Origin of the sequence: Pantoea nemavictus, from assembly GCF_037479095.1 — a bacterium.
GTDB lineage: Bacteria > Pseudomonadota > Gammaproteobacteria > Enterobacterales > Enterobacteriaceae > Pantoea > Pantoea nemavictus.
This window is the reverse complement of the sequence record NZ_JBBGZW010000002.1, coordinates 111,033-131,344: the sequence shown is the minus strand read 5'-3', so window position 1 is coordinate 131,344 and position 20,312 is coordinate 111,033. Positions and strand designations below refer to the sequence as shown.

The following is a 20,312-nucleotide window of genomic DNA, read 5'->3' as shown; positions in this document are numbered from 1 at the left end:
GGAGAGAGCTGATGGAAAGTCTATTAATTCAACACGTCACGCCGTTTGATGAAAGCCAACCCGTTGACCTGTTGCTGGAAAATGGCGTGATTGCAGCGCGTGGCGCTAATCTGCCTCTAGCACCCGGCACCACCCTGATTAATGCGCGCGGCATGCAGGCTTTTCCTGGCCTGGTAGATGGCCATGCTCATCTGGATAAAACCTTGCTGGGACGCGACTGGTATCGCAATGAAGTGCCGCGCAACCTTGCCGCGATTATTGCTAATGAGCGTGATTACCGCCGCGAGCAGCAGCCCGATGCGCAGCTGCAGTCAGAACGCATTACGCGGCGCGCGATTGCGGCGGGAACCTCGTTTATTCGTACCCATGTCGACATTGATAACGAAATTGGCCTGGCAAACCTGGAAGGTGTGCTGGAGACGCGTCGTCGGCTGGCTGACCAGGTCGATATTGAGATTGTCGCGTTTCCCCAGAGTGGCATTCTGCAAAGTCCGGGAACGGAAGCGTTGCTGGATCGTGCGCTGGCGATGGGCGCGGAGCTGGTGGGCGGCTTAGATCCCTGCTCATACGATAAAGATCCGGTGCGTCATCTGCAGATCATCTTTGACCTGGCGGTGCGCCACGATAAAAAGCTGGATATTCATCTGCATGAACGCGGTGAACTGGGCGCGTTCAGCCTTGAGCTGCTGCTGGACTTTACCCGCCGTTATCAGATGCAGAATCGCGTTACGCTGAGCCACGGCTTCTGTCTTGGCATGGTTGAACCGGCGCGCCAGCAACAGTTTGCCGAAGAGATGGCAGAGCTGGGCATGTCGGTGGCGACGACCGCGCCGGCGGATATCGCGGTGCCGCCGTATGAATTGCTGACCGCAGCGGGCGTCGCCTTTTGCGCCGGTAATGACGGCGTGCGCGATACCTGGAGCCCGTATGGCAGCGGCGACATGCTGCAGCGCGCGGTCACCATGGGACTGCGTTATCGCTGGCGTCAGGATCGAGAAATTATGCGCGCCGCCGAGACCATTACTTACGGCGGTGCCCGCGTAATGGAACTGGATAACTATGGTTTGCAGCCGGGCAATCGCGCCGACCTGGTGCTGATTCCCGGCCGCAGCATGGTGGAAGCGCTAGTGGAGTTGCCGCGCGATCGTAAAGTGATCAAAGGCGGCAAACTGATCGCCGCAAATGGGGAGTGCCTGTTCTGATGAGCGAGAAAGTAACCCGCCTGCGCGCCGCTTGGGTAGTGGGCTATCGCGATGGCGATCACTGCCTGCTGCCGGATGGCGAAGTGGTGTGGCAGGGCGAACGCATTCTGTTTGTTGGCTTTGATTACACCGGCCAGGTTGATGAAGAGATCAATGCCGGGAATTGTCTGGTCGGTCCTGGATTTATTGACCTTGATGCGTTGGGCGATCTCGATACCACCGTGCTGGCGTTCGACAACCAGCCGGGCTGGAAAAAAGGGCGCATTGTCGCCGCCGACTGGCACCGGCGCGATCTCTACAGCCGCGAGCAGCTTAACTTCGCCAAGCATTATGCTTACAGCCATCTGCTGCTTAACGGCATCACCAGTTTTGCGCCTATCACCTCTATTCTCTACCGCGAATGGGCCGAAGATTTCGATGAATACCTGTACGCCGCCGATGTTGCTGAATCTCTAGGCGCGCGAGCATGGCTGGGACCGGCGTTTATGGCCGGCTACTACGCCAGCGATAATCAGGGGCAGTTTTCATGGAACGGCAATCGTCAGCGCGCCCAACAGGGATTAGACGATGCGGTTAATTTCTACCAGCGCATGCAGCAGCGCGGCGTTTCCACACTAAGCGGCATGCTGGCTCCCGATCGCATTGAGGGTGGGGATGCCGTGTGGTTACAAGATCTGGGTGACGTTGTCACGTCATTAGGGTGCCCGACGCGGCTGCACTGCTGCCAGAGTGAGCTAGAGGTGGGTGAAATCGCCCGGCGCTATCAGGGGCGCAGCTCGCTGCAGGTTCTCGATGAGAATGGCCTGCTTAATCGCCATATGCTGTTGCCGCATGGCCAGTTCCTCGGCGGCGTGAATCCCAGTTCGGCAAGCGTCGCTGAAGATATTGCCCGGTTGGCACAATCTGGCGCGTCCGTGGTGGCCTGTCCGCTGGTTTCCGGTCGCCACGGCAAATATCTGGAGCACTATCCGGCACTCAAAGCGGCTGGCATCAATCTGGCGCTGGGTAGCGATACTTTTCCTGCCGATATGTTTACCAATATGCAGATGGGCGTGGTGCTTACGCGCGTGGTTACCGGCGATATCGCGGCTGCTAGCGCGGCAGATTATTACCGCATGGCGACGCTGGGTGGTGCCCAGGCGCTGGGACGCGACGACCTCGGGCGGCTGGCGGCGGGATGTCAGGCCGATATGATGCTGGTCAATCTCGATCAACCCGCGCTGGGACAGATCTTCGATCCGATCACGTCGCTGGTATTGAACGGCAACGGCCGGGATGTCACCGGCGTGATTATCGCCGGACGCAAAGTGGTGTGGGATCGCGAGTTGGTGAACAGCGGGCAGAGCGCCGCCGCGTTACACGCCGAGTCGCAACAGGTCTTTGCGCACATCATTTCTACTTATCCGGAGAGAACCGTGGGCCATCCGCCGGTGGAAGAGATCGTCACATCGTCATTTCCCCGCGTAACCCGAGGCGCAGTCCATGAATGAACACTATCTACTGACCAACGTCAGGTTAGAGACCGGATTTATTGAAAATAACGGTCATATTCAGGGTACGCGTAGCGATCTGTTTGCGCTCGAAATTAACCACGGCCGCATTGTCGCCATCACGCCGCAGCACGAAGCACCAGGCCCATTGCCGCAGGTGGATGCGGGCGGCCTGCTGATGTTGCCGGCACTGCGCGATATGCATATCCATCTGGATAAGACGTTTTATGGCCGACCGTGGCGAGCCGCTAAGCCGAATAACGAGCAGGATATTTTCCAGATGATCGCGCTGGAGCAGCAGCTTTTACCGACGCTGTTAGCGGATTCGGTGGAGCATGCACAACAGTTGATCACACTGCTGCTGCGCAACGGCACGACGACGATACGCAGCCACTGCAATATCGATCCGGTAAGCGGACTGCGCAGCCTTGAACATCTGCTGCAGGCGCTGGAAGCGTTTGATGGCGTCATCAACTGCGAAACTGTGGCGTTTCCGCAGCACGGTCTGTTGCGCTCGGGCGTAACCTCGCTGATGCGTGAGGCGCTGGCACTTGGCTGCCAATGGACCGGCGGGCTTGATCCCACCAAAGTTGATGGTGATATGCCGCGTTCTCTGGACATCATGCTCGATCTGGCGCACGACAGTCACAGCGGCGTGGATATTCATCTACATGAAGATGCCAGCAGCGGTATTGCCTGTATTCGCTATCTGCTGGACAGAGTAGAACAGGCGCCGAAGCTGCAAGGGCGAGTGACGCTGAGCCATGCTTACTGTCTGGCGCAAATTGGCGATGCTGAAGTGCAGGCGCTGGGTGAACGTATGGCGACGCTGGGCGTTAGTCTGGCGTCCGGTTTACCGTTGGGGAAAAACGCTATGCCGTTGCCGTTGTTGCGCCAATGTGGCGTAAAGCTGATGACCGGTACCGACAGCGTGATTGATCATTGGTCGCCATTTGGCAGCGGCAGCATGCTGGAAAAAGCCAACTTGTGGGCTCAACTTTATGGGCGCGGTACCGAGTTTGCGCTTAACCGGGCGCTGGCGATTGCCACCGGCGATATACTGCCGCTGAATGAGCAGGGCGCACGCGTCTGGCCAATGGCGGGCGACGCGGCTGATTTTATCCTGCTTAACGCCAGCTGCTCAGCCGAAGCGGTGGCGCGTCTGCCTGCAATTTCAGCCAGTTACTTCCGCGGCCAACGCGTTTACCGCGCCTAAATGATGTATATTTCAGGGGGACCGACATGACCGATACAGGATTGAGTATGGGCGCGAAATTAACCCCCAGACAAAAAGAGATCACCCGCATTTATGATTCGCTAACCATGGCCATTGCCCAGCATAAGCTACGGCCGGGAACGCGATTGATTGAAGCGCAGATTGTTGATGCACTTACGGCAAACCGCAACCATGTGCAGGCGGCACTGCAGCGCATGGCGTTGCAGCATATTGTCACCATTGAGCCCAATGTAGGTGCGATTGTTGCACAGCCATCCGCCACTACAGCGCGTGAAATCTTCACCGCTCGCCATGCCATAGAATCGGCGATTATTGCCTGCATAACGCCGGAAAAAATGGCGGCATTTGCCTGGCAATTGCAACAGCAGCAAAAAGAGGAACACGAGGCGATTCATAGCCAGGAGCGGCAACGGGTGGTGTATCAGCTTGGTGCGTTTCATCTGCTGCTGGGCAAAATTGCCGATAACAAAGTGCTGGAAGATATTCTGCATAATTTGATGGTGCTAAGTTCGCTGATTGTCATGCTTTATCAGCGTAATGAGATGCCGGTGTGCCAATGTGATGAGCATCAGCAGATCATTGATCAACTTAACGCCGGAAATACCGCCAATGCACAGCAGCTGATGCGCGATCATCTTATTGAACTTGAGCAGCAATTGGATATTTCAGAAGCCTCGCCTTACGCCATGACGCTGGTGCAGGCGCTGCATAAGGTCAATTGATTTAACCTGTGCGGGGAATCTTTAATTTTCCCCGTGCCACGCTAAATGATATTTCGATTAAAGTGCCTTGATGGCAGCTTCAATTTTTGCAGCTGTAGACTTTATGACCGCTTTAGGAATTGCATCGTCTAATGTTTTAGTCATCGTGGTAAATGTGGCGGCAACGTCGCACACTTCCTCAATAATGGTATTAATGATTTTCTCGTTAATATCAGCGGATTTCCCGGCCTTTATTAGTGCTTTACGACTGATTTTCGTGCCGTAACCAGCGACTGATGACTGATGCTGCCCACCAGGCCCCATTTGTAAGGTGAGATCGTAGGCGGGTGAAACTTGCCACTCTTCATTCTGGTTAAGGGTAAACGCGAAGTTCTTCGCATGATCGTCCTGGTTATTCATGATCACATTGAATACCATACGACGCGCCTGGACCTCGCGCTCCACGGCAGATCGCGTGACCATCGCTGTCGCTTGCAAAATATCGCTGTAATCGAGGCAGGGAAGTCGAAAGTCTGCCTGCAGTACGCCCGCCATACTCAGTGTCGGCACACGCATTCCCTGATAGCGATCGAAACGTTTAACGCCAAAGGCCGCGAGGCCATCTTCGAGCGGAAACCAGCGGCTTTCCGGGAATTCAATACCGGCTTGTCTCGCCATACGCGCATAAACCTCTTCCAAAGCACAGACCCAAGCCGATTCCTGCGCTGCGGGGAATTTTATCAGCCAGGGATCGCTGCCGGAAAAGGCCGATGAATTTATGCGTCCGCTAGCAGAATCAAACTCCACCAGGACTTTGGGTCGAGCACCGTGCGGCGAACCGCCAAGGCGTACCAGTTCAGACAGCACATCGGAGTCCTGGCCCGCTACCTCAATCTCAATTTCCCGAGCTAGCACCATCAGGTCGCTGATACTATTTGGATTCGTTTCGTGGCCTGGCACGTCCAACAGCGGGCGGTAAGTAAGCGCACCCATGGTATTGCTGCCTAGCATCGCTAACCGATCCAGTGGAGACAAGGTAGCAGGTTCAATATCATTGCGGCGCAGCAGTCGATCCATCAACAAACGTCCCCAACCATCAGGTAGAGAGTCGGCAATAAATCCTGGGATACCTTCCTGATGGCGCTCGAAATCGCTATAAGTGGTGTTGGCCGGTGGATGAAGCACAGGCGAAAACTCAATGCCGCGCTGAATGCTCTGTTCTGAGAACTCGAATAACCATTCGCCGCGTTGTCTACCCGCCGCGAGTATGCCTAAACACCACTTTTCACCCCAGCCTTCATAGATGACCTCCATTCGTTGCAGTGGCGCGAAGCTAACGTTTGATTTTCTCATTCCGCCTTATCACCTTTATTGAGGGTTAAGGAGTTTGCTTTGGGCCGTGCGGCCCGCTGACGAATCGGTGCATTGAGAGCCTCAACCTGAGCTATGCTCAGCGCCGGCGCAGAGAATAAGGTCATCATCTCTCTCTCCAGACGTAACGCAAAAACCACCTTCATAAAGTTTTCCAGCGTCACCTTGCCATCATTTTCCAGCTTTTTTAGTGCTGACACCGAAATTCCCGCCTTATGAGCCAACTCTTTCTGTAGCATGTTACGTCGCAATCGATGATCTTTTAGGCGTTGCCCCAGCGCAGCTATCATAGCAGATTCTGAATATAGATTAAGGGACATATAAAGAGCTCCTATGTTTCAATTACAAACTTAAGGGCTTCAAATTAAGCCATTATAGTAGCATTACCATGAAAGATCTGCATAAAATTAGAGCTGTTTAAAGCAACTTTATAAGCTAAATTCAATGATAAGGTTGTTTTAAAAACCTTTTAAAGCTATCGACGCTCTTTGGAGGAACCATGGAATTAGAGACCATTCGGCTGCGGCTGGAACCTTTTCAACTCGCCCATTTTGATGGCCTGCATGCGATGGAAAACGATCCGGAGATCATGCGTTACATCAGTAATGGCGTGGTAAAAACGCCGGAAGAGACACTAGCCACGATTGAGCGCGTGCAGGCGCGCTGGCAGCAGTATGGATTTTCATGGTGGGCAATGCGGGAAAAAGCCTCCGGTGAGGTAGTTGGCGCAGCATGCCTTCAGCATCTGGCCAATCAGGATGGTGCGCCGCTGGAAATTGGCTGGCGTCTCAATGCCAATCATCACGGCAAAGGCTATGCAACAGAGGCGGCGCAGGCGATCGTTAAGTTTGCGGTTGAGGATGTCGGCGTGAACTATTTAGTTGCCGTTGCCGATCCTGAAAACAGCGCTTCGCACAAGGTGATGCAGCGGCTGGGAATGACCTACAAAGGCATTGAGCGACATTACGATGTACCTTGCGTGGTGTATGAGTTGCAGATGACAAAGTGAGGCGCTTGAAGGCCATTTCAACTAGCCAGCAGGCTTACTGGCTAGTTGAACATTTACCAATGCGATTTTTCAAAAGAGCAGGTGATAGGACTGAACAAGTTTAGAGTGCGCGTTTAGATATCTCATTTAACATAATATACATTACATGCACTTTGATTTGTAACGGCTAAATCACGACGCTGCATTGCTGGCAAGGATCGCATTGATGTGGCTCTTCACCTCTGCATACTGACGTTGCTACATGAAAGTTACGTCGGGTTTGGCCACACAACACTTGCCTTAGAAAAGTTTCAGCAGGCAAACAAGCTGCAATTCAAGAGTTAAATGATTATCCAAGCCGTGCAGAAAACTCAACAGGCAAAGCAATTGTGTGGGTTTAAATCAGTGTCCATGCACCGTAAACCCAACCAACCGCACCACAATCGGGCGCACCACCAGAATGCAGACAAAAGCCGCGGGCATCGCAACCTGATAGGCATTCATCACATTTTCCATGTAATGCGGCCCTACTCCAAACTCGGCGAAAGTAATGACTAAACTCATCAAAAACGCCATGATGGTCGCCATATAGAGAGCAAAGATGTAGGGTGTGGTGTGCTTTGGCAGGCGGATGCGGGCAGAATTTCTCGTGGTAGCTTCAGTCATTAACTTCTCCTGTTCAGTCGGGGTTTGCGCAACAGCGGCTAAACTATCAAGCTAAATGGGATGGTTGTAGCACGCATCTGCTTTAATCATTACTTAATAAAAGTGACGAATCAGGCGCTGGAGATAGTATGGATTTGCTGGGGTTAATCGGGACGTTTATTCGTGTGGTGGAGAATGGCAGTATTGCTGCGGCGGCGCGCGCCAAAGGGATGAGCCCGGCTGCGGTAAGCCAGAGTATTTCTCGTCTGGAACAACACCTCGGCGTGCGTTTGCTATCACGCACTACCCGCAGCATGGCGTTAACCGAAAGTGGTAAACGCTATTTTGAGAAGGTTCGTCATATTCCTCAGGATATCGATCTCGCCTCGCAGGCGGCGGCCATCGAAACGAAACCGCAGGGTTCACTTTGCATCGCGACTACGGCCGCGTTTGGCCGCTACGTTCTGGCGCCATTGATGCCCGCTTTTAAGCACTCTTATCCCGATATCGATGTTGAACTGATAAGCACCGACCGTAATGTTGATCATCGGCTGGAGGGTATCGACGTCAGTATTCGCATTGAAGCACAGCTGAATGACCAACTGATCGCCCGAAAAATTGCTTCACTGCCATTTGTATTCTGCGCCTCTCCGGGTTATCTGCAGCGCGCGGGCATGCCTAAAACGCCCGAAGATCTTATCCTGCACGCCTGTCTGGTTTTTCGCTATCCTACAGATGGACGTTTTCTTCCCTGGACTTTTAGGGTTAATGGCCAATCAGTTAGCGCCAGGCTCAACCCTGAGTTTATTAGCGATGATATTGATATCATTGCAAAAATAGCAGTCAACGGCGGCGGCATTGCCCGTCTTGCAAGCTTTGTTGCTCAGCCATTGTTAGACAGCGGCCAATTGATCGCCTTGTTCGACACCGATCAAAGTGATGAAAATCGAGCGCAATCCTTACCGATGAATATCTTTGCCTGCGTCAACGAACGTTCGGCATTGAATGCCAAAGTAAGAGCATTCATCCAGTTTCTGGAACAGGCGATTGAGCAGCCCAGTCATTAGGCATTGTCTCATGCGTTTACACTTTTTAACGCTCTGCTTTTTCACCGTGACTATGCTGTGTCAGGGCTTATTGTGCCCTGCTAACTAGAAAGGAAGGAATCCAGATGCGTAAGTTTTCATTCATCGTGCTCACTGCCGGTTTATTGTTGTCTGTTACATCCCAGGTTGAAGCTAAAGGCTGCCTGAAAGGCGCTGCGGTCGGCGGCGTTGCCGGTCATATGGCGCATCATGGCGTTGCGGGTGCGGCGGCGGGTTGCGCTGTGGGTCATCATATGGCCAACAAGAAACAGAAAGAAGCGGATAGCAAACAGCAGCAGTCGAAGTAAGTTTTTATAACGCGTCGCTCAACGGCCCATCCACATCGCGCGGATGGGCCGCTTTAATATTGATGCCTGGCAATTATCCGCAGTTGTTACTCTTTGCATTTCTCAGCGTTGCTTAAACCCTGCGCGGCAAATATCAGGGCTAAGTGGCTCAGTCCCTGCGGCATATTGCCCCGCCATGACTGAGTACGGACATCATACATTTCATTGAAAATATCGACGTTACCGCGTCGATTGAGCAGCGCCAAAATCTCCGTCATCATCTCTTCCGCGCCTGCACCATCCCCCATCGCCGCCCAGGCTTCTACCATCCAGAACGAACACGCCAGGAAGGTACTCTCCTCGCGGTCCACGCCGCTGTAGCGATAGAGCATCACGCCGTTATTACCCAGCTCGCGACGGATCACGCGGTAGGTTGCGCGCATTCTTTCCGGGTTAACACTGTTGCCGTAGTGATGCATCAGCGTTAGCGCGGCATCCACCTGCTCATCGCTGCCGACATAAAAGGTATAGCTCTGCAGTTTTTCCGACCAGCAATGGCTTTCAATCCACTGACTGATACGGTCACGCTCGCGCTTCCAGCGTTCAACCCAGGTTGGTTCGATGTATTTTCGCTCGGCTAAAATCACCGCGCGATCCAGCGCCAGCCAGCACGCCATCTTCGAATGGGTGTAATGTTGCTCCTCCGGCAACTCCCAAATGCCAGAATCCTTTTGGCGCCAGCTATCCGCACAGCAGTTAGCCAGCTCACCCAGCAAGCGCGCAGTGGTGAGATCCAATACGTGCCCGGCTTCCACAAAGCCCTGCGCCGTGGCCAGCATATCGCCATACATGCTGAGTTGAATCTGATCGCGCGCGTTATTGCCAACGCGTACCGGTTGCGAATCCTGATAACCGCGCAGTGCTGGAAAGCGTTCTTCAGGAACGATATCGCCTTCCAGCGTATAGCAGGCACGCAACCTGACGCCGTGATCGATAATGGTTTTAGTGAGCCAGGAAAACGCGGCCTTACAATCTTCCAGCGCGCCGAGGCAAATGAAAGCTTTAATGATCAGACAGGCATCGCGCACCCACGCGTAGCGGTAATCGTAATTTTTTTCTTTACCGATGCCTTCGGGCAGCGAAGTGGTTGCTGCGGCTGCCAGTGCGCCCGTTGGGGAGTACCACAGGAATTTTAACGATAGCGCTGAACGTATGACTAATGACGAATAACGGCCGCTGTAGCTCAGACTGTTGACCCAGTCGCGCCAGGCCATGTCGCTGGTGTCAATGCGCCCATCAATGGCCTTCATGTCCGGTACCGCCAGCGGCTCTTTTTCCGTTACCAGCAAAGCGCAAAGTGAACGAGCACCTTTACTCACGGTTAAGGTGCCACTAATCCGTTCATCGTCGACGTGGTCGAGGATGATCTCTTCGCTGGTACGCAGCATCGCCATCAAATCGGCAATGTGATACACCTTGCCTTGCGCACTGTCAGCAATCCACGGCGAGCGCGTCTCGGCAGCAGTGGCAAACCGCAGCGTAATTTTTAAGGTGACTTCCCCCTCCAGCCCATCAATACGCCTGGCCAGCTCGCTCCAGGGTAAGCGCCCTGCCAGCGTGCTGTTAATCGACTCGGTCAGCAGTACCGATCCGCTCTCGGTATCGTAACGGGTCTCCAGCACATTACTGTGTTCGCGATAATTGCGCGTCACCCGATAATCCGCCAGCGGCACGATCTGAAAGAACCCGCCAATCTGCGGGTCAAGGATCTGGTCAAACAGGGGTTTGGAATCAAGATTGGGAGCGCACCACCAGTCAATCGAACCATCAGGCGCGATGAGCGCAACCGATCTGCCCTCCCCGATGGCCGCATAGTCGCCCAGTCCAGCGAATCCTTCACTACGTTGTGGATTTAAATATTGCTGATTTTCCAAAATGGTTTTCCTGAATTGCATAAAAGTGAAGTGGTCAAACCCTGCGGCCAAGCAATTAAGCCCGCATCAATCCTGGCAGAAAATTCGGATTTCATTCAGGTCATTGCTTGTCGAAATATATAGCCAATACAGTAGTCACCCATATAAACCACTTTAAGTAACGCGTGACAGGATTATTATTTAGCGAGATGCGCTAAAGATATTTCTTAAAAACTCAGCCATTCTCGACTTTCAAATAATTGCTGCTAAACCTGAAGAGGTAATAACAGTTTCGGCGGAGATGACGAATGAAAAAGATATGGATTGGTGTAACGCTAGCGGCGGCGATCAGTTGTTCAGTAATGGCATCTCAGGGTGTTTTCGAGGTGAAGCCGGTGATGGCCCAGCATAGCAGCCACTTGTCGTCTAACTGATGAATAAAGGGCGGAATTCACATTCCGCCCTTAGCTGTTTACGCCGCCACGGTCAGGGCTTTTTTACTGCGTGACCAGACACGGTGCGACGCCATTACCGAAAGGAAATCTGCCATAAAGGTCCCTTCTGCTTTAACGTCTTCGACCAAACCTTCTTCTGCCTCATTATCCTGCACGTTGAACTGCGCTTTGAACCGGCGCGCGTCACCGCTAAGACCAATAGGTTTGAGATGCTTGTAAGCCTCGAGCAGGAAATAACGCGCATCGCCGCTCAGCAGTAAGGCGTCAATGTTGCCATCGGGAACTATTACCGCATCAAACGTCAGTGATGGAAGCCCGCTAAAAGTGGCATCAATTGGCAGCACTGAGCCATCATCCGCCAACACCTGCCCCATGTGCGCCGCCAGAATTTTGGCATGCACGCCCTGCGCTTTTAGCGCCTGAAGCACCGCCAGCACATCGGCTGCTTTTGCGCCATCGCTGAGCAACAAAGCGACCTGACGCCCTTTGATGTCACCGCTCGGTTGCGCATAAAGACTCAAACTGTCGTCTTTTTTCAGACCGTTGACATCTTTTGGCGGCGCCGTGTTCAGCTGCTCATCACTCAGTTTCAGCCCCAGATTTTTCGCTACGCCTTCGGCCAGCGTGACGTCGATCTGCAGCAGATGATCAACCACGCGCTCACGGATATACGGTCGCGCCACCTTACTTAACTCAAATGAATACGCGCCGATGATATGCTGCTGCTCTTCAGGCGTCTGGCTCAGCCAAAACAGTCTTGGCTGCGAATAATACTCACCAAACGATGGGCTGCGTTCGCGCACCTTGCTGCCTTCCACCCGCTCCTGATAGCTCTCAAATCCGCCCGCTTTGGCTGCCGGTGGCACTTCACGTGGCCAGTTATTATTGATGGAGTTGGGTTCGTAATTGGCCGGATTGGTGTCGATTTCCGTGCGGTGCATGCCCTGGCGCTGGAAGTTATGGTAAGGACAAACCGGGCGATTAATCGGGATCTCATGGAAATTCGGACCGCCAAGTCGACTGATTTGCGTATCGGTATAGGAGAACAAACGTCCTTGCAGCAGCGGATCGTTGGTAAAGTCCAGCCCCGGCACAATGTGGCCTGGGTGGAACGCCACCTGCTCGGTTTCAGCAAAGAAGTTATCCGGATTGCGATTCAGGACCATTTTGCCCACCAGCTCGACCGGAACCAACTCTTCTGGAATCAGTTTGGTCGCATCCAGAATATCGAAATCGAATTTAAATTCGTCCTCCTCCGGGATCAGCTGCAGGCCTAACTCATATTCCGGGAAATCGCCGGCTTCGATGGCTTCCCACAGATCGCGGCGATGGAAATCCGGATCGCGCCCGGTGAGTTTCTGCGCTTCATCCCACAGCAGCGAGGCTTTACCCGCTACCGGTTTCCAGTGGAAACGCACGAAGGTGGCTTTACCCTCAGCGTTGATCAAGCGGAAAGTATGAATACCAAAGCCTTCCATGGTGCGATAACTGCGTGGGATACCGCGATCGGACATCGCCCAGATCACGTTATGCAGCGTTTCAGGCTGCAGCGACACATAATCCCAGAAGGTGTCGTGCGCGCTCTGCCCTTGCGGAATTTCATTGTGCGGCTCAGGTTTCACCGCATGCACAAAGTCCGGAAATTTATGCGCATCCTGGATGAAAAACACCGGCGTATTGTTGCCGACCAAATCAAACACGCCCTCATCGGTATAGAACTTGGTGGCAAATCCACGAATATCGCGCATGGTGTCCGCCGAACCGGCGCCGCCCTGCACAGTGGAAAAACGCACAAAGACGGGTGTGGCTTTGTCGGGGTCGCTGAGAAAACCCGCTTTAGTCAGCGCTTCCAGCGAACGATAAGGCTGGAAGTAGCCGTGTGCGGCAGAACCGCGCGCATGCACGATACGTTCAGGAATACGTTCATGGTCAAAATGCGTGATTTTTTCACGCATAATGAAGTCTTCCAGCAGCGTCGGCCCGCGCGCGCCGGCAGTCAGCGAATTCTGATCGTTGGCAATGCGCGTGCCCTGATTCGTGGTCAGCCCAGCGTTTTCGCCATTCTTGCGGTATTCATTCAGCTGATCGAGCTTATCGTTTTTAATCTCTGGCGCTTTCAGGCTGCCGGGTGCAGTGGGTTGTTTTCCCGGCGGCGTCGGCTCAGCGGCAGGTTTGTGTCCGCCATCTTTAGGCGCTAAGTCACCTAATCCCGGTTGAGAAGTTTCTGGCCCCTTATGTGGCGCGGTATGTTCTAAATTTTGTTCTTTTTTATCTTTCGACATGTCACATGCTCCTCCAGTTAAGACCCTATTAACTGTAGAGCAAAATTTCACTTAAATAGCCGCTTCACTTATAAATCATGCGCAAAGGGATAATTAGTCTCAATTTAAACTGAAGTAATTTTAAGCGAGGCGCTTAATTAACGCGCGATAACGCCAACATATCGCCCTAAATAACCGCTTCGGTTTATTTTTAATTATCTATTTCGCCGAAAAATTCACCTTATAAAGGCTTATCAGCGACTAGCAGAGATTCCGGATAATTCTTTTGCAAATGCCGACTATGCTTATCTCTCTATAACCATACAAAAACAGGTTCTATCCTGATTTCTCTTTTCATTTACTGGAGATTTGGCATGAGCAGCCATAGCGCATCAGTGACTCTGCGAGTTAATGGCGTACGCCAGCAACTCGACGTCGATACCCGCACCACGCTGCTGGATGCCCTGCGTGAGCATCTGCACCTAACCGGCAGCAAAAAAGGTTGCGACCACGGCCAATGCGGTGCCTGCACGGTGATCGTCAACGGGCGGCGCATCAATTCTTGCCTGACGTTGGCGGTAATGCAGCAGGATGCCGACGTCACCACCATTGAGGGCCTCGGCAATCCTGACCAGTTGCATCCGCTGCAAACCGCATTCATCGACCACGACGGCTATCAATGCGGTTACTGCACGCCGGGGCAAATCTGTTCTTCGCTGGCGGTGCTGGAGGAGATCAAAGCGGGTATTCCCAGCCACGTTACCCACGATCTGGTCTCGGCACCGCCACTCTCCGCTGACGAAATTCGCGAGCGGATGAGCGGCAATATCTGCCGCTGTGGCGCCTATGCCAACATCCTGGCGGCAATTGAGGAGTATGCGGAGGGACAAACGCCATGAAAGCCTTCAGCTACCAACGTGTGAAAACCGCCGCCGAAGCGGCTGCCAGTGCGCAGCAACACGCCGGTGCGAAATTTATCGCCGGCGGCACCAATCTGCTTGATCTGATGAAGTTGGAAATCGAAACCCCTGCTCATCTGATTGATGTCAACGGCCTTGAGCTGGATAAAATTGAAGCCACGGCGCAAGGTGGCTTGCGGATTGGTGCGCTGGTGCGTAATACCGATTTGGCGGCCGATGCCAGAGTCCGACGCGACTATGGCGTGTTAGCACGCGCCCTGCTGGCGGGTGCCTCTGGACAGTTACGCAATCAGGCCACCACGGCGGGCAATCTGCTGCAGCGTACGCGTTGCCCCTACTTCTACGACACCAATCAGCCCTGCAACAAGCGCGTGCCCGGTAGCGGCTGTGCCGCCCTTGATGGTTTCAGCCGTCAACATGCGGTGGTGGGCGTGAGCCCGGCCTGTATCGCCACTCATCCCAGCGACATGGCGGTGGCCATGCGCCTGCTGGATGCGGTGATTGAAACCGTCAGCCCGGACGGCACGGAACGCCAGATTCCGATTGCGGAGTTTTATCGTGCGCCAGGCACCACGCCACATCTGGAAACGGTGCTGAAACCCGGCGAGCTGATTGTCGCGGTGTGCTTACCCGCGCCGCTGGGTGGCACCCATATCTATCGCAAGGTGCGCGACCGCGCATCCTACGCCTTTGCTCTGGTCTCCGTGGCGGCAATCATTCAGCCCGATCGTTCGGGTCGCGTGGCGCTCGGTGGCGTAGCGCACCAGCCGTGGCGCATGGAGGCGGCTGACAACGCCTTAATCCAAGGTGCGCAGGCGGCAAGCGATCGGCTGTTCGCCAGCGCGCAGCCAACGGCGGAAAATGAATTCAAGATCATTCTGGCGAAGCGAACGCTTGCCTCGGTGTTAGCGGAAGCGAGGGGTTAACTGATGAAGTTCGAAAAGCCTGCAGGATCTAATCCCATCGATCAGCTTAAGGTGGTCGGTCAGCCGCTTAATCGTATCGATGGACCGCTTAAGACCTCCGGTCTGGCGCATTATGCTTACGAGTGGCATAGCGAAGCACCCGATGCCGCATATGGCTATGTGGTCGGCGCGCCTATTGCGAAAGGCAAAATCACGGCAATCGATACTCACGCCGCTAAATGTGCGCCAGGAGTGCTTGCGGTGGTCACCGCAGAGAGGGCCGGCGAGCTGGGTAAAGGTGATAAAAATACCGCCCTGCTGCTGGCTGAGGGCAACATTGAACACTATCACCAGGCAGTAGCGCTGGTGGTGGCTGAAACCTTTGAACAGGCACGCGCGGCGGCCAGTTTGGTGCAGGTGCAGTGTCAACGTGCAGAGGGCGCCTATGATCTCGCTGCCGAAAAAGCAGCGGTCACGTCGGCGCCCGAAGATCAACCGGATAAACGCGTCGGAGATTTTGAGCGGGCTTTCGCTGCTGCCGAGGTGACGCTGGACGCGCACTACACCACGCCGGATCAAAGCCATACCGCTATGGAACCGCATGCCTCGATGGCGCGCTGGACCGGCGATAAACTGACCGTCTGGACCTCAAACCAGATGATCGACTGGTGCCGTACCGATTTGGCCGCCACGCTCAATCTGCCGTTAGAAAACATCCGCATTATTTCGCCTTACATTGGCGGCGGCTTTGGCGGCAAGCTGTTCCTGCGCAGCGATGCGGTGCTGGCGGCATTAGGCGCGCGTGCTATCCAGCGTCCGGTTAAAGTGATGCTGCCGAGGCCGCTGATCGCCAATAACACCACCCATCGCCCGGCAACCATTCAGCATATCCGCATCGGCACCGATCACACCGGCCACATTACGGCGATTGCGCATGAGAGCTGGTCGGGCAATCTGCTGGATGGCACACCTGAAACCGCCGTGCAGCAGACCGAACTGCTGTACGCCGGCGCTAACCGCTTTACCGGCTTGCGTCTGGCGCAGCTCGATCTGCCCGAAGGTAACGCCATGCGTGCACCTGGCGAAGCGCCAGGACTGATGGCGCTGGAGATCGCCATTGATGAGATCGCAGAAAAAGTCGGCATCGATCCGGTTGCGTTTCGCATCCTTAACGATACCCAGGTGGATCCGGCACATCCCGAACGCTTCTTCTCACGTCGCCAATTAGTCGAATGCCTGCACACCGGCTCGGAGAGATTCGGCTGGCATCGCCGTCAGGCGCAACCGGCTACCGTTCGGGATGGCCGCTGGCTGGTTGGCATGGGCGTAGCGGCAGGCTTTCGTAACAACATGGTGACGACCTCAGGCGCGCGCGTGCAGCTGGATGCGAGCGGCATCGTTACCGTTGAAACCGACATGACCGATATCGGTACCGGCAGCTACACCATTCTTGCGCAAACGGCGGCGGAGATGATGGGTGTGGCGATCGAGCAGGTTGTCGTGCGGTTGGGCGATTCAAGTTTTCCTGTCTCAGCCGGTTCCGGCGGGCAATGGGGAGCCAACACCTCAACCTCCGGCGTTTACGCCGCCTGCGTGAAGCTCCGCGAAGCGGTCGCTGCCCGGCTGGGATTTGATGCGCAAACGGCCACGTTCAGCGATGGCAGGGTACATGATGGCCAGCACAGCGCGTCGCTGGCCTCGGCTGCCGCAGAAGAGACCATTTCGGTGGAAGACAGCATTGAGTTTGGCGATCTGGATCAGCAGTTCCAGCAATCCACTTTTGCCGGGCATTTCGTCGAGGTGGGCGTCGATGTCGCCACCGGGGAAGTGCGCGTGCGACGCATGCTGGCGGTTTGCGCCGCCGGGCGCATTCTCAATCCGAAGACGGCGCGCAGCCAGGTAATCGGTGCCATGACGATGGGGCTGGGCGGCGCCTTGATGGAGGAGCTGATTGTCGATAAACGTCTGGGCTTTTTCGTCAATCACGATATGGCGGGCTACGAAGTGCCGGTTCATGCCGATATCCCTGAACAGGAAGTGATTTTCCTCGACGACACCGATCCGATCTCCTCGCCAATGAAGGCCAAAGGCGTGGGCGAACTGGGGTTATGTGGCGTCAGTGCGGCGATTGTGAATGCCATTTATAACGCTACCGGGGTGCGCGTGCGCGAATATCCGGTCACGCTGGATAAATTGCTGATGGGCCTTCCCGCTCTGGCCTAAACGTCCGCACAGGAGATGCAGCTTGCAACAGGTTTTGTTTGATCAGGATGTGCAACCGCGGATAGAGCCGCAGCAGGCTTTGCAGACCGACGACAGCGCAGCCATTCTGCGGTTTGCCGCTGAGGCACTCGACGCCGACATCGCGGCGGTGCTGGTCACGCTGGTGGAGATTCGCGGCGGTGCGGCCAGAGCATTAGGTGCGCAGATGGTGGTGCGTGCAGATGGGCGCTATTGCGGCTACGTATCGGGTGGCTGCGTCGAAGCGGCGGCGGCTTACGAAGCGCTGGAAGTCATGGCCAGCGGCAAAGATCGCCTGGTCAGCTATGGCGAAGGATCGCCCTATCTGGATATTGTGCTGCCATGCGGGGGCGGCATTACGCTGTTATTTCACCGCTTGCGCGCGGCCCAGCCGTTACATCAGGTGCTGGAATCGCTGGCACAGCGAAACCCCGCCACGTTGTGTTATCTACCCTCCTTCCAGCGGCTCACTCGCGTTGACGCCGCGCAGCCGACCGGCTGGCAGGATGATGCCTTCATGATGCGATATCAACCTAACACCCGCATTGTGGTGTATGGCCGTTCCGTTGAGGCGCAGGCAACCGCGTCCATTGCTCAGGCTGCTGGCTACGACGTGCAGTCCGGTGATGAAGTTAAGGCGCAGGCTATTGATGCGTTTACGGCGGTGATTCTGCTGTATCACGATCTCGATCGCGAGCTGCCGGCGTTATTAGCCGCACTACGATCCACGCCCTTCTATATCGGCGCGTTGGGCAGCCAGCGCACCCACGTCAGACGGGCAGAAAAATTGCTGACGCTGGGCTTTAGCCCGTCGCAGATTGCGCGCATCAAAGCGCCCATCGGCATTTTCGCTCAGGCGCGGGATGCGCGCACGTTGGCGTTATCAATTATTGCCGATGTGGCTGCCGCGCGCCTTGAAGCGGTTGATTAACCACGTTCACAGGCTATCGATATCCCGTTGCACCCGGGCATCTGCGGGCAAGCTCAGCAGCAGTTTAGGGTGCAATAGCGATCGCGCACCTTCATCACCGCGCAGCTGACGCAGCGCATCAGCAAATGCGTGGCTAAAGCCGACCGGATGGCCGGGTTTACCATCATGCGTCAGTCGCACTTGTGGCGCGCACTGCTCCAGCGCGCGCCATACCTGCTGGTAATGTTCTGCAGTAATCCACGGCATATCACCCAACGCGATGATCCAACCCGACCACATCCCGGTCATCGCTACCCCAGCGGCAATCGTTTCACCGCTGCCGCGACTGTCACAAACAATCAGCTGTACGCCAGCCTTAGCCGCATGCTGTTGCACCGCCTGATATTCCGGTCGCGTCACCAGCGCCACCGGCAGCCCGCTCAGCTTAGCCTCGGCGATGACCGTTTCAATCACCGTAGTGGTCTGGTCGTCCAGCCTGGCGAGCAGCTTATTTCCGCTACCGCCGCTGGCGATATAGCGCGTTCCTTTCCCCGCGGCGAGGATCAGAATGCCGGGCGTTGCTGCTGTCATCGGTGTTTACCCTCTCGTCGCGTAATGAGTGCCGGGGCAATCATAGCCGCTTTTGCGAATCGGCATCGAATAACATCGCGCGGTCAGCATCCAGGGTCACCGGCAGGATATCGCCCGCCTGTGCGCCGGAGCGCTGGGTGGTGAACAGCATGATGTCGTGCCCCAATAGGGAACCATGAATCAGTTCGGATAAACCGGTCGGTTCCACCAGCGATACCTCCAGCGGCAGCGTATCGGCGGTTCCCGCTGCAGCAATAGCGATATTCTCCGGGCGAATACCGTAAATCACAGCGCGTCCGGTCGGTTGCGCCGCCCAGTCAACATTCAGCGGTAGCTGCGCGCTGTCGCCGATACGCACGCCACCTTGCGTCATCACGCCCTGGATGAAGTTCATGGACGGTGAGCCGATAAAACTGGCAACAAACTTATTCGCCGGCGTGTCATACAGCTCCAGCGGCGTACCGACCTGCTGAATGACACCGTTGTTGAGCACCACGATGCGGTCAGCCAGCGTCATGGCTTCAACCTGATCGTGCGTGACGTAGACAATGGTGTTGTTCATCTGCTGATGCAGTTTCTTAATCTCGACGCGCATTTGCCCACGCAGCTGTGCATCAAGATTCGACAGCGGCTCATCGAACAGAAAAACCTGTGGCTGGCGCACGATGGCGCGTCCCATTGCCACACGCTGGCGCTGGCCGCCGGATAACTCTTTCGGTCGGCGATCGAGCAGATGCGTCAGGCTGAGAATATCCGCCGCGCGCTTCACTTTTTCTTCAATCTCCGCCCGTGGACGCTTCTGAATCTCCAGGCTGAAGCCCATATTGCGCGCCACCGTCAGGTGTGGATAGAGCGCGTAGCTTTGAAACACCATCGAGATATCACGATCTTTCGGTGCCACATCGTTCATCAGCTGATTACCGATGCGGATATCACCGCCGCTCGCCAGCTCCAGTCCGGCGATGGTACGCAGCAGCGTAGATTTCCCGCAGCCGGAGGGGCCAACCAGCACCACGAATTCGCCATCTTTAATGGTGAGGTTAATATCGCGCAGGACTTCTACGTTGCCATAGCGCTTGTCGATCTGTTTGAGCGTAATTTCAGCCATCA

19 protein-coding genes are annotated in these 20,312 nt (G+C 55.1%); 12 read left to right on the top strand and 7 right to left on the bottom strand.

Translation table 11 applies throughout. The features are described 5' to 3' along the window. The first annotated feature begins 11 nt into the window (after positions 1 to 11). Genes WH298_RS20410 through WH298_RS20395 form a run of 4 tightly spaced genes read left to right on the top strand, consistent with a single transcriptional unit; the run spans position 12 to position 4,651 of the window. Entirely contained in the window at positions 12 to 1,202 is a 1,191-nt protein-coding gene (locus tag WH298_RS20410) for an amidohydrolase family protein (RefSeq protein ID WP_180823827.1), read from the top strand. Next, positions 1,202 to 2,692 (top strand): chlorohydrolase family protein, encoded by a 1,491-nt coding sequence (locus WH298_RS20405; protein WP_180823826.1) that lies wholly within the window; start codon positions 1,202 to 1,204, stop codon positions 2,690 to 2,692. Before WH298_RS20410 ends, WH298_RS20405 begins: the two co-directional genes overlap by 1 nt. Then, complete coding sequence (locus WH298_RS20400) at positions 2,685 to 3,908, top strand: amidohydrolase (protein ID WP_180823825.1); 1,224 nt, start codon at positions 2,685 to 2,687, stop codon at positions 3,906 to 3,908. Before WH298_RS20405 ends, WH298_RS20400 begins: the two co-directional genes overlap by 8 nt. A gap of 47 nt (positions 3,909 to 3,955) precedes the next feature. Next, positions 3,956 to 4,651 carry a GntR family transcriptional regulator gene (locus tag WH298_RS20395; RefSeq protein ID WP_180824284.1) on the top strand — a complete coding sequence of 232 codons (696 nt, stop codon included), beginning with the start codon at positions 3,956 to 3,958 and terminating at the stop codon, positions 4,649 to 4,651. A gap of 57 nt (positions 4,652 to 4,708) precedes the next feature. Here the strand turns inward: WH298_RS20395 and WH298_RS20390 are convergent, their stop codons facing one another. Together WH298_RS20390 and WH298_RS20385 are read right to left on the bottom strand one after the other, a co-directional pair. Then, entirely contained in the window at positions 4,709 to 5,983 is a 1,275-nt protein-coding gene (locus WH298_RS20390) for a type II toxin-antitoxin system HipA family toxin (protein WP_180823824.1), read from the bottom strand. After that, a complete protein-coding gene (locus tag WH298_RS20385) occupies positions 5,980 to 6,321 on the bottom strand; it encodes a helix-turn-helix domain-containing protein (protein ID WP_180823823.1) in 342 nt (113 codons plus the stop codon). The genes WH298_RS20390 and WH298_RS20385 overlap by 4 nt, the downstream gene beginning before the upstream one ends. 179 nt (positions 6,322 to 6,500) lie before the next feature. Between WH298_RS20385 and WH298_RS20380 the strand changes: the two genes are divergently transcribed. Further along, positions 6,501 to 7,010: a GNAT family N-acetyltransferase gene (locus WH298_RS20380; protein WP_180823822.1), complete on the top strand. Its 510-nt coding sequence runs from the start codon at positions 6,501 to 6,503 to the stop codon at positions 7,008 to 7,010. A gap of 381 nt (positions 7,011 to 7,391) precedes the next feature. Here WH298_RS20380 and WH298_RS20375 read toward each other — a convergent pair whose 3' ends face one another. Beyond that, a complete protein-coding gene (locus tag WH298_RS20375) occupies positions 7,392 to 7,655 on the bottom strand; it encodes a DUF2798 domain-containing protein (protein WP_049851613.1) in 264 nt (87 codons plus the stop codon). A 128-nt stretch (positions 7,656 to 7,783) separates the two neighbouring features. Between WH298_RS20375 and WH298_RS20370 the strand changes: the two genes are divergently transcribed. Then, complete coding sequence (locus WH298_RS20370) at positions 7,784 to 8,701, top strand: LysR family transcriptional regulator (RefSeq protein WP_180823821.1); 918 nt, start codon at positions 7,784 to 7,786, stop codon at positions 8,699 to 8,701. Between the two features lie 104 nt (positions 8,702 to 8,805). Next, the gene (locus WH298_RS20365) at positions 8,806 to 9,027 is read left to right on the top strand and encodes a hypothetical protein (RefSeq protein WP_049851615.1); all 222 of its coding nucleotides are present in this window, start codon (positions 8,806 to 8,808) and stop codon (positions 9,025 to 9,027) included. A gap of 86 nt (positions 9,028 to 9,113) precedes the next feature. On the opposite strand, the gene WH298_RS20360 is transcribed toward WH298_RS20365, so the two are convergent. Then, positions 9,114 to 10,961, bottom strand: a complete 1,848-nt coding sequence (locus WH298_RS20360; RefSeq protein ID WP_422616041.1) for a glycoside hydrolase family 15 protein — start codon at positions 10,959 to 10,961, stop codon at positions 9,114 to 9,116. A 266-nt stretch (positions 10,962 to 11,227) separates the two neighbouring features. Between WH298_RS20360 and WH298_RS20355 the strand changes: the two genes are divergently transcribed. After that, positions 11,228 to 11,353: a hypothetical protein gene (locus tag WH298_RS20355; protein ID WP_255438374.1), complete on the top strand. Its 126-nt coding sequence runs from the start codon at positions 11,228 to 11,230 to the stop codon at positions 11,351 to 11,353. A gap of 38 nt (positions 11,354 to 11,391) precedes the next feature. On the opposite strand, the gene katE is transcribed toward WH298_RS20355, so the two are convergent. Beyond that, the gene (katE, locus tag WH298_RS20350) at positions 11,392 to 13,656 is read right to left on the bottom strand and encodes a catalase HPII (RefSeq protein ID WP_180823819.1); all 2,265 of its coding nucleotides are present in this window, start codon (positions 13,654 to 13,656) and stop codon (positions 11,392 to 11,394) included. Positions 13,657 to 14,009: 353 nt separating this feature from the next. On the opposite strand from katE, the gene paoA reads away from it, so the two are divergent. Genes paoA through WH298_RS20330 form a run of 4 tightly spaced genes read left to right on the top strand, consistent with a single transcriptional unit; the run spans position 14,010 to position 18,632 of the window. After that, a complete protein-coding gene (gene paoA / locus WH298_RS20345) occupies positions 14,010 to 14,534 on the top strand; it encodes an aldehyde dehydrogenase iron-sulfur subunit PaoA (RefSeq protein ID WP_009127993.1) in 525 nt (174 codons plus the stop codon). Beyond that, positions 14,531 to 15,481 (top strand): FAD binding domain-containing protein, encoded by a 951-nt coding sequence (locus WH298_RS20340; protein ID WP_180823818.1) that lies wholly within the window; start codon positions 14,531 to 14,533, stop codon positions 15,479 to 15,481. The genes paoA and WH298_RS20340 overlap by 4 nt, the downstream gene beginning before the upstream one ends. A gap of 3 nt (positions 15,482 to 15,484) precedes the next feature. Beyond that, on the top strand, positions 15,485 to 17,683 hold the full coding sequence (gene paoC, locus WH298_RS20335) for an aldehyde oxidoreductase molybdenum-binding subunit PaoC (protein WP_180823817.1): 2,199 nt from the start codon (positions 15,485 to 15,487) through the stop codon (positions 17,681 to 17,683). 22 nt (positions 17,684 to 17,705) lie between these two features. Next, positions 17,706 to 18,632 carry an XdhC family protein gene (locus tag WH298_RS20330; RefSeq protein ID WP_180823816.1) on the top strand — a complete coding sequence of 309 codons (927 nt, stop codon included), beginning with the start codon at positions 17,706 to 17,708 and terminating at the stop codon, positions 18,630 to 18,632. Positions 18,633 to 18,638: 6 nt separating this feature from the next. On the opposite strand, the gene WH298_RS20325 is transcribed toward WH298_RS20330, so the two are convergent. Beyond that, positions 18,639 to 19,202, bottom strand: coding sequence for a nucleotidyltransferase family protein (locus WH298_RS20325; RefSeq protein ID WP_180823815.1), 564 nt, complete (start codon positions 19,200 to 19,202; stop codon positions 18,639 to 18,641). 40 nt (positions 19,203 to 19,242) lie between these two features. Continuing rightward, positions 19,243 to 20,310, bottom strand: a complete 1,068-nt coding sequence (locus tag WH298_RS20320; RefSeq protein ID WP_180823814.1) for an ABC transporter ATP-binding protein — start codon at positions 20,308 to 20,310, stop codon at positions 19,243 to 19,245. Between the last annotated feature and the right edge of the window lie 2 nt (positions 20,311 to 20,312).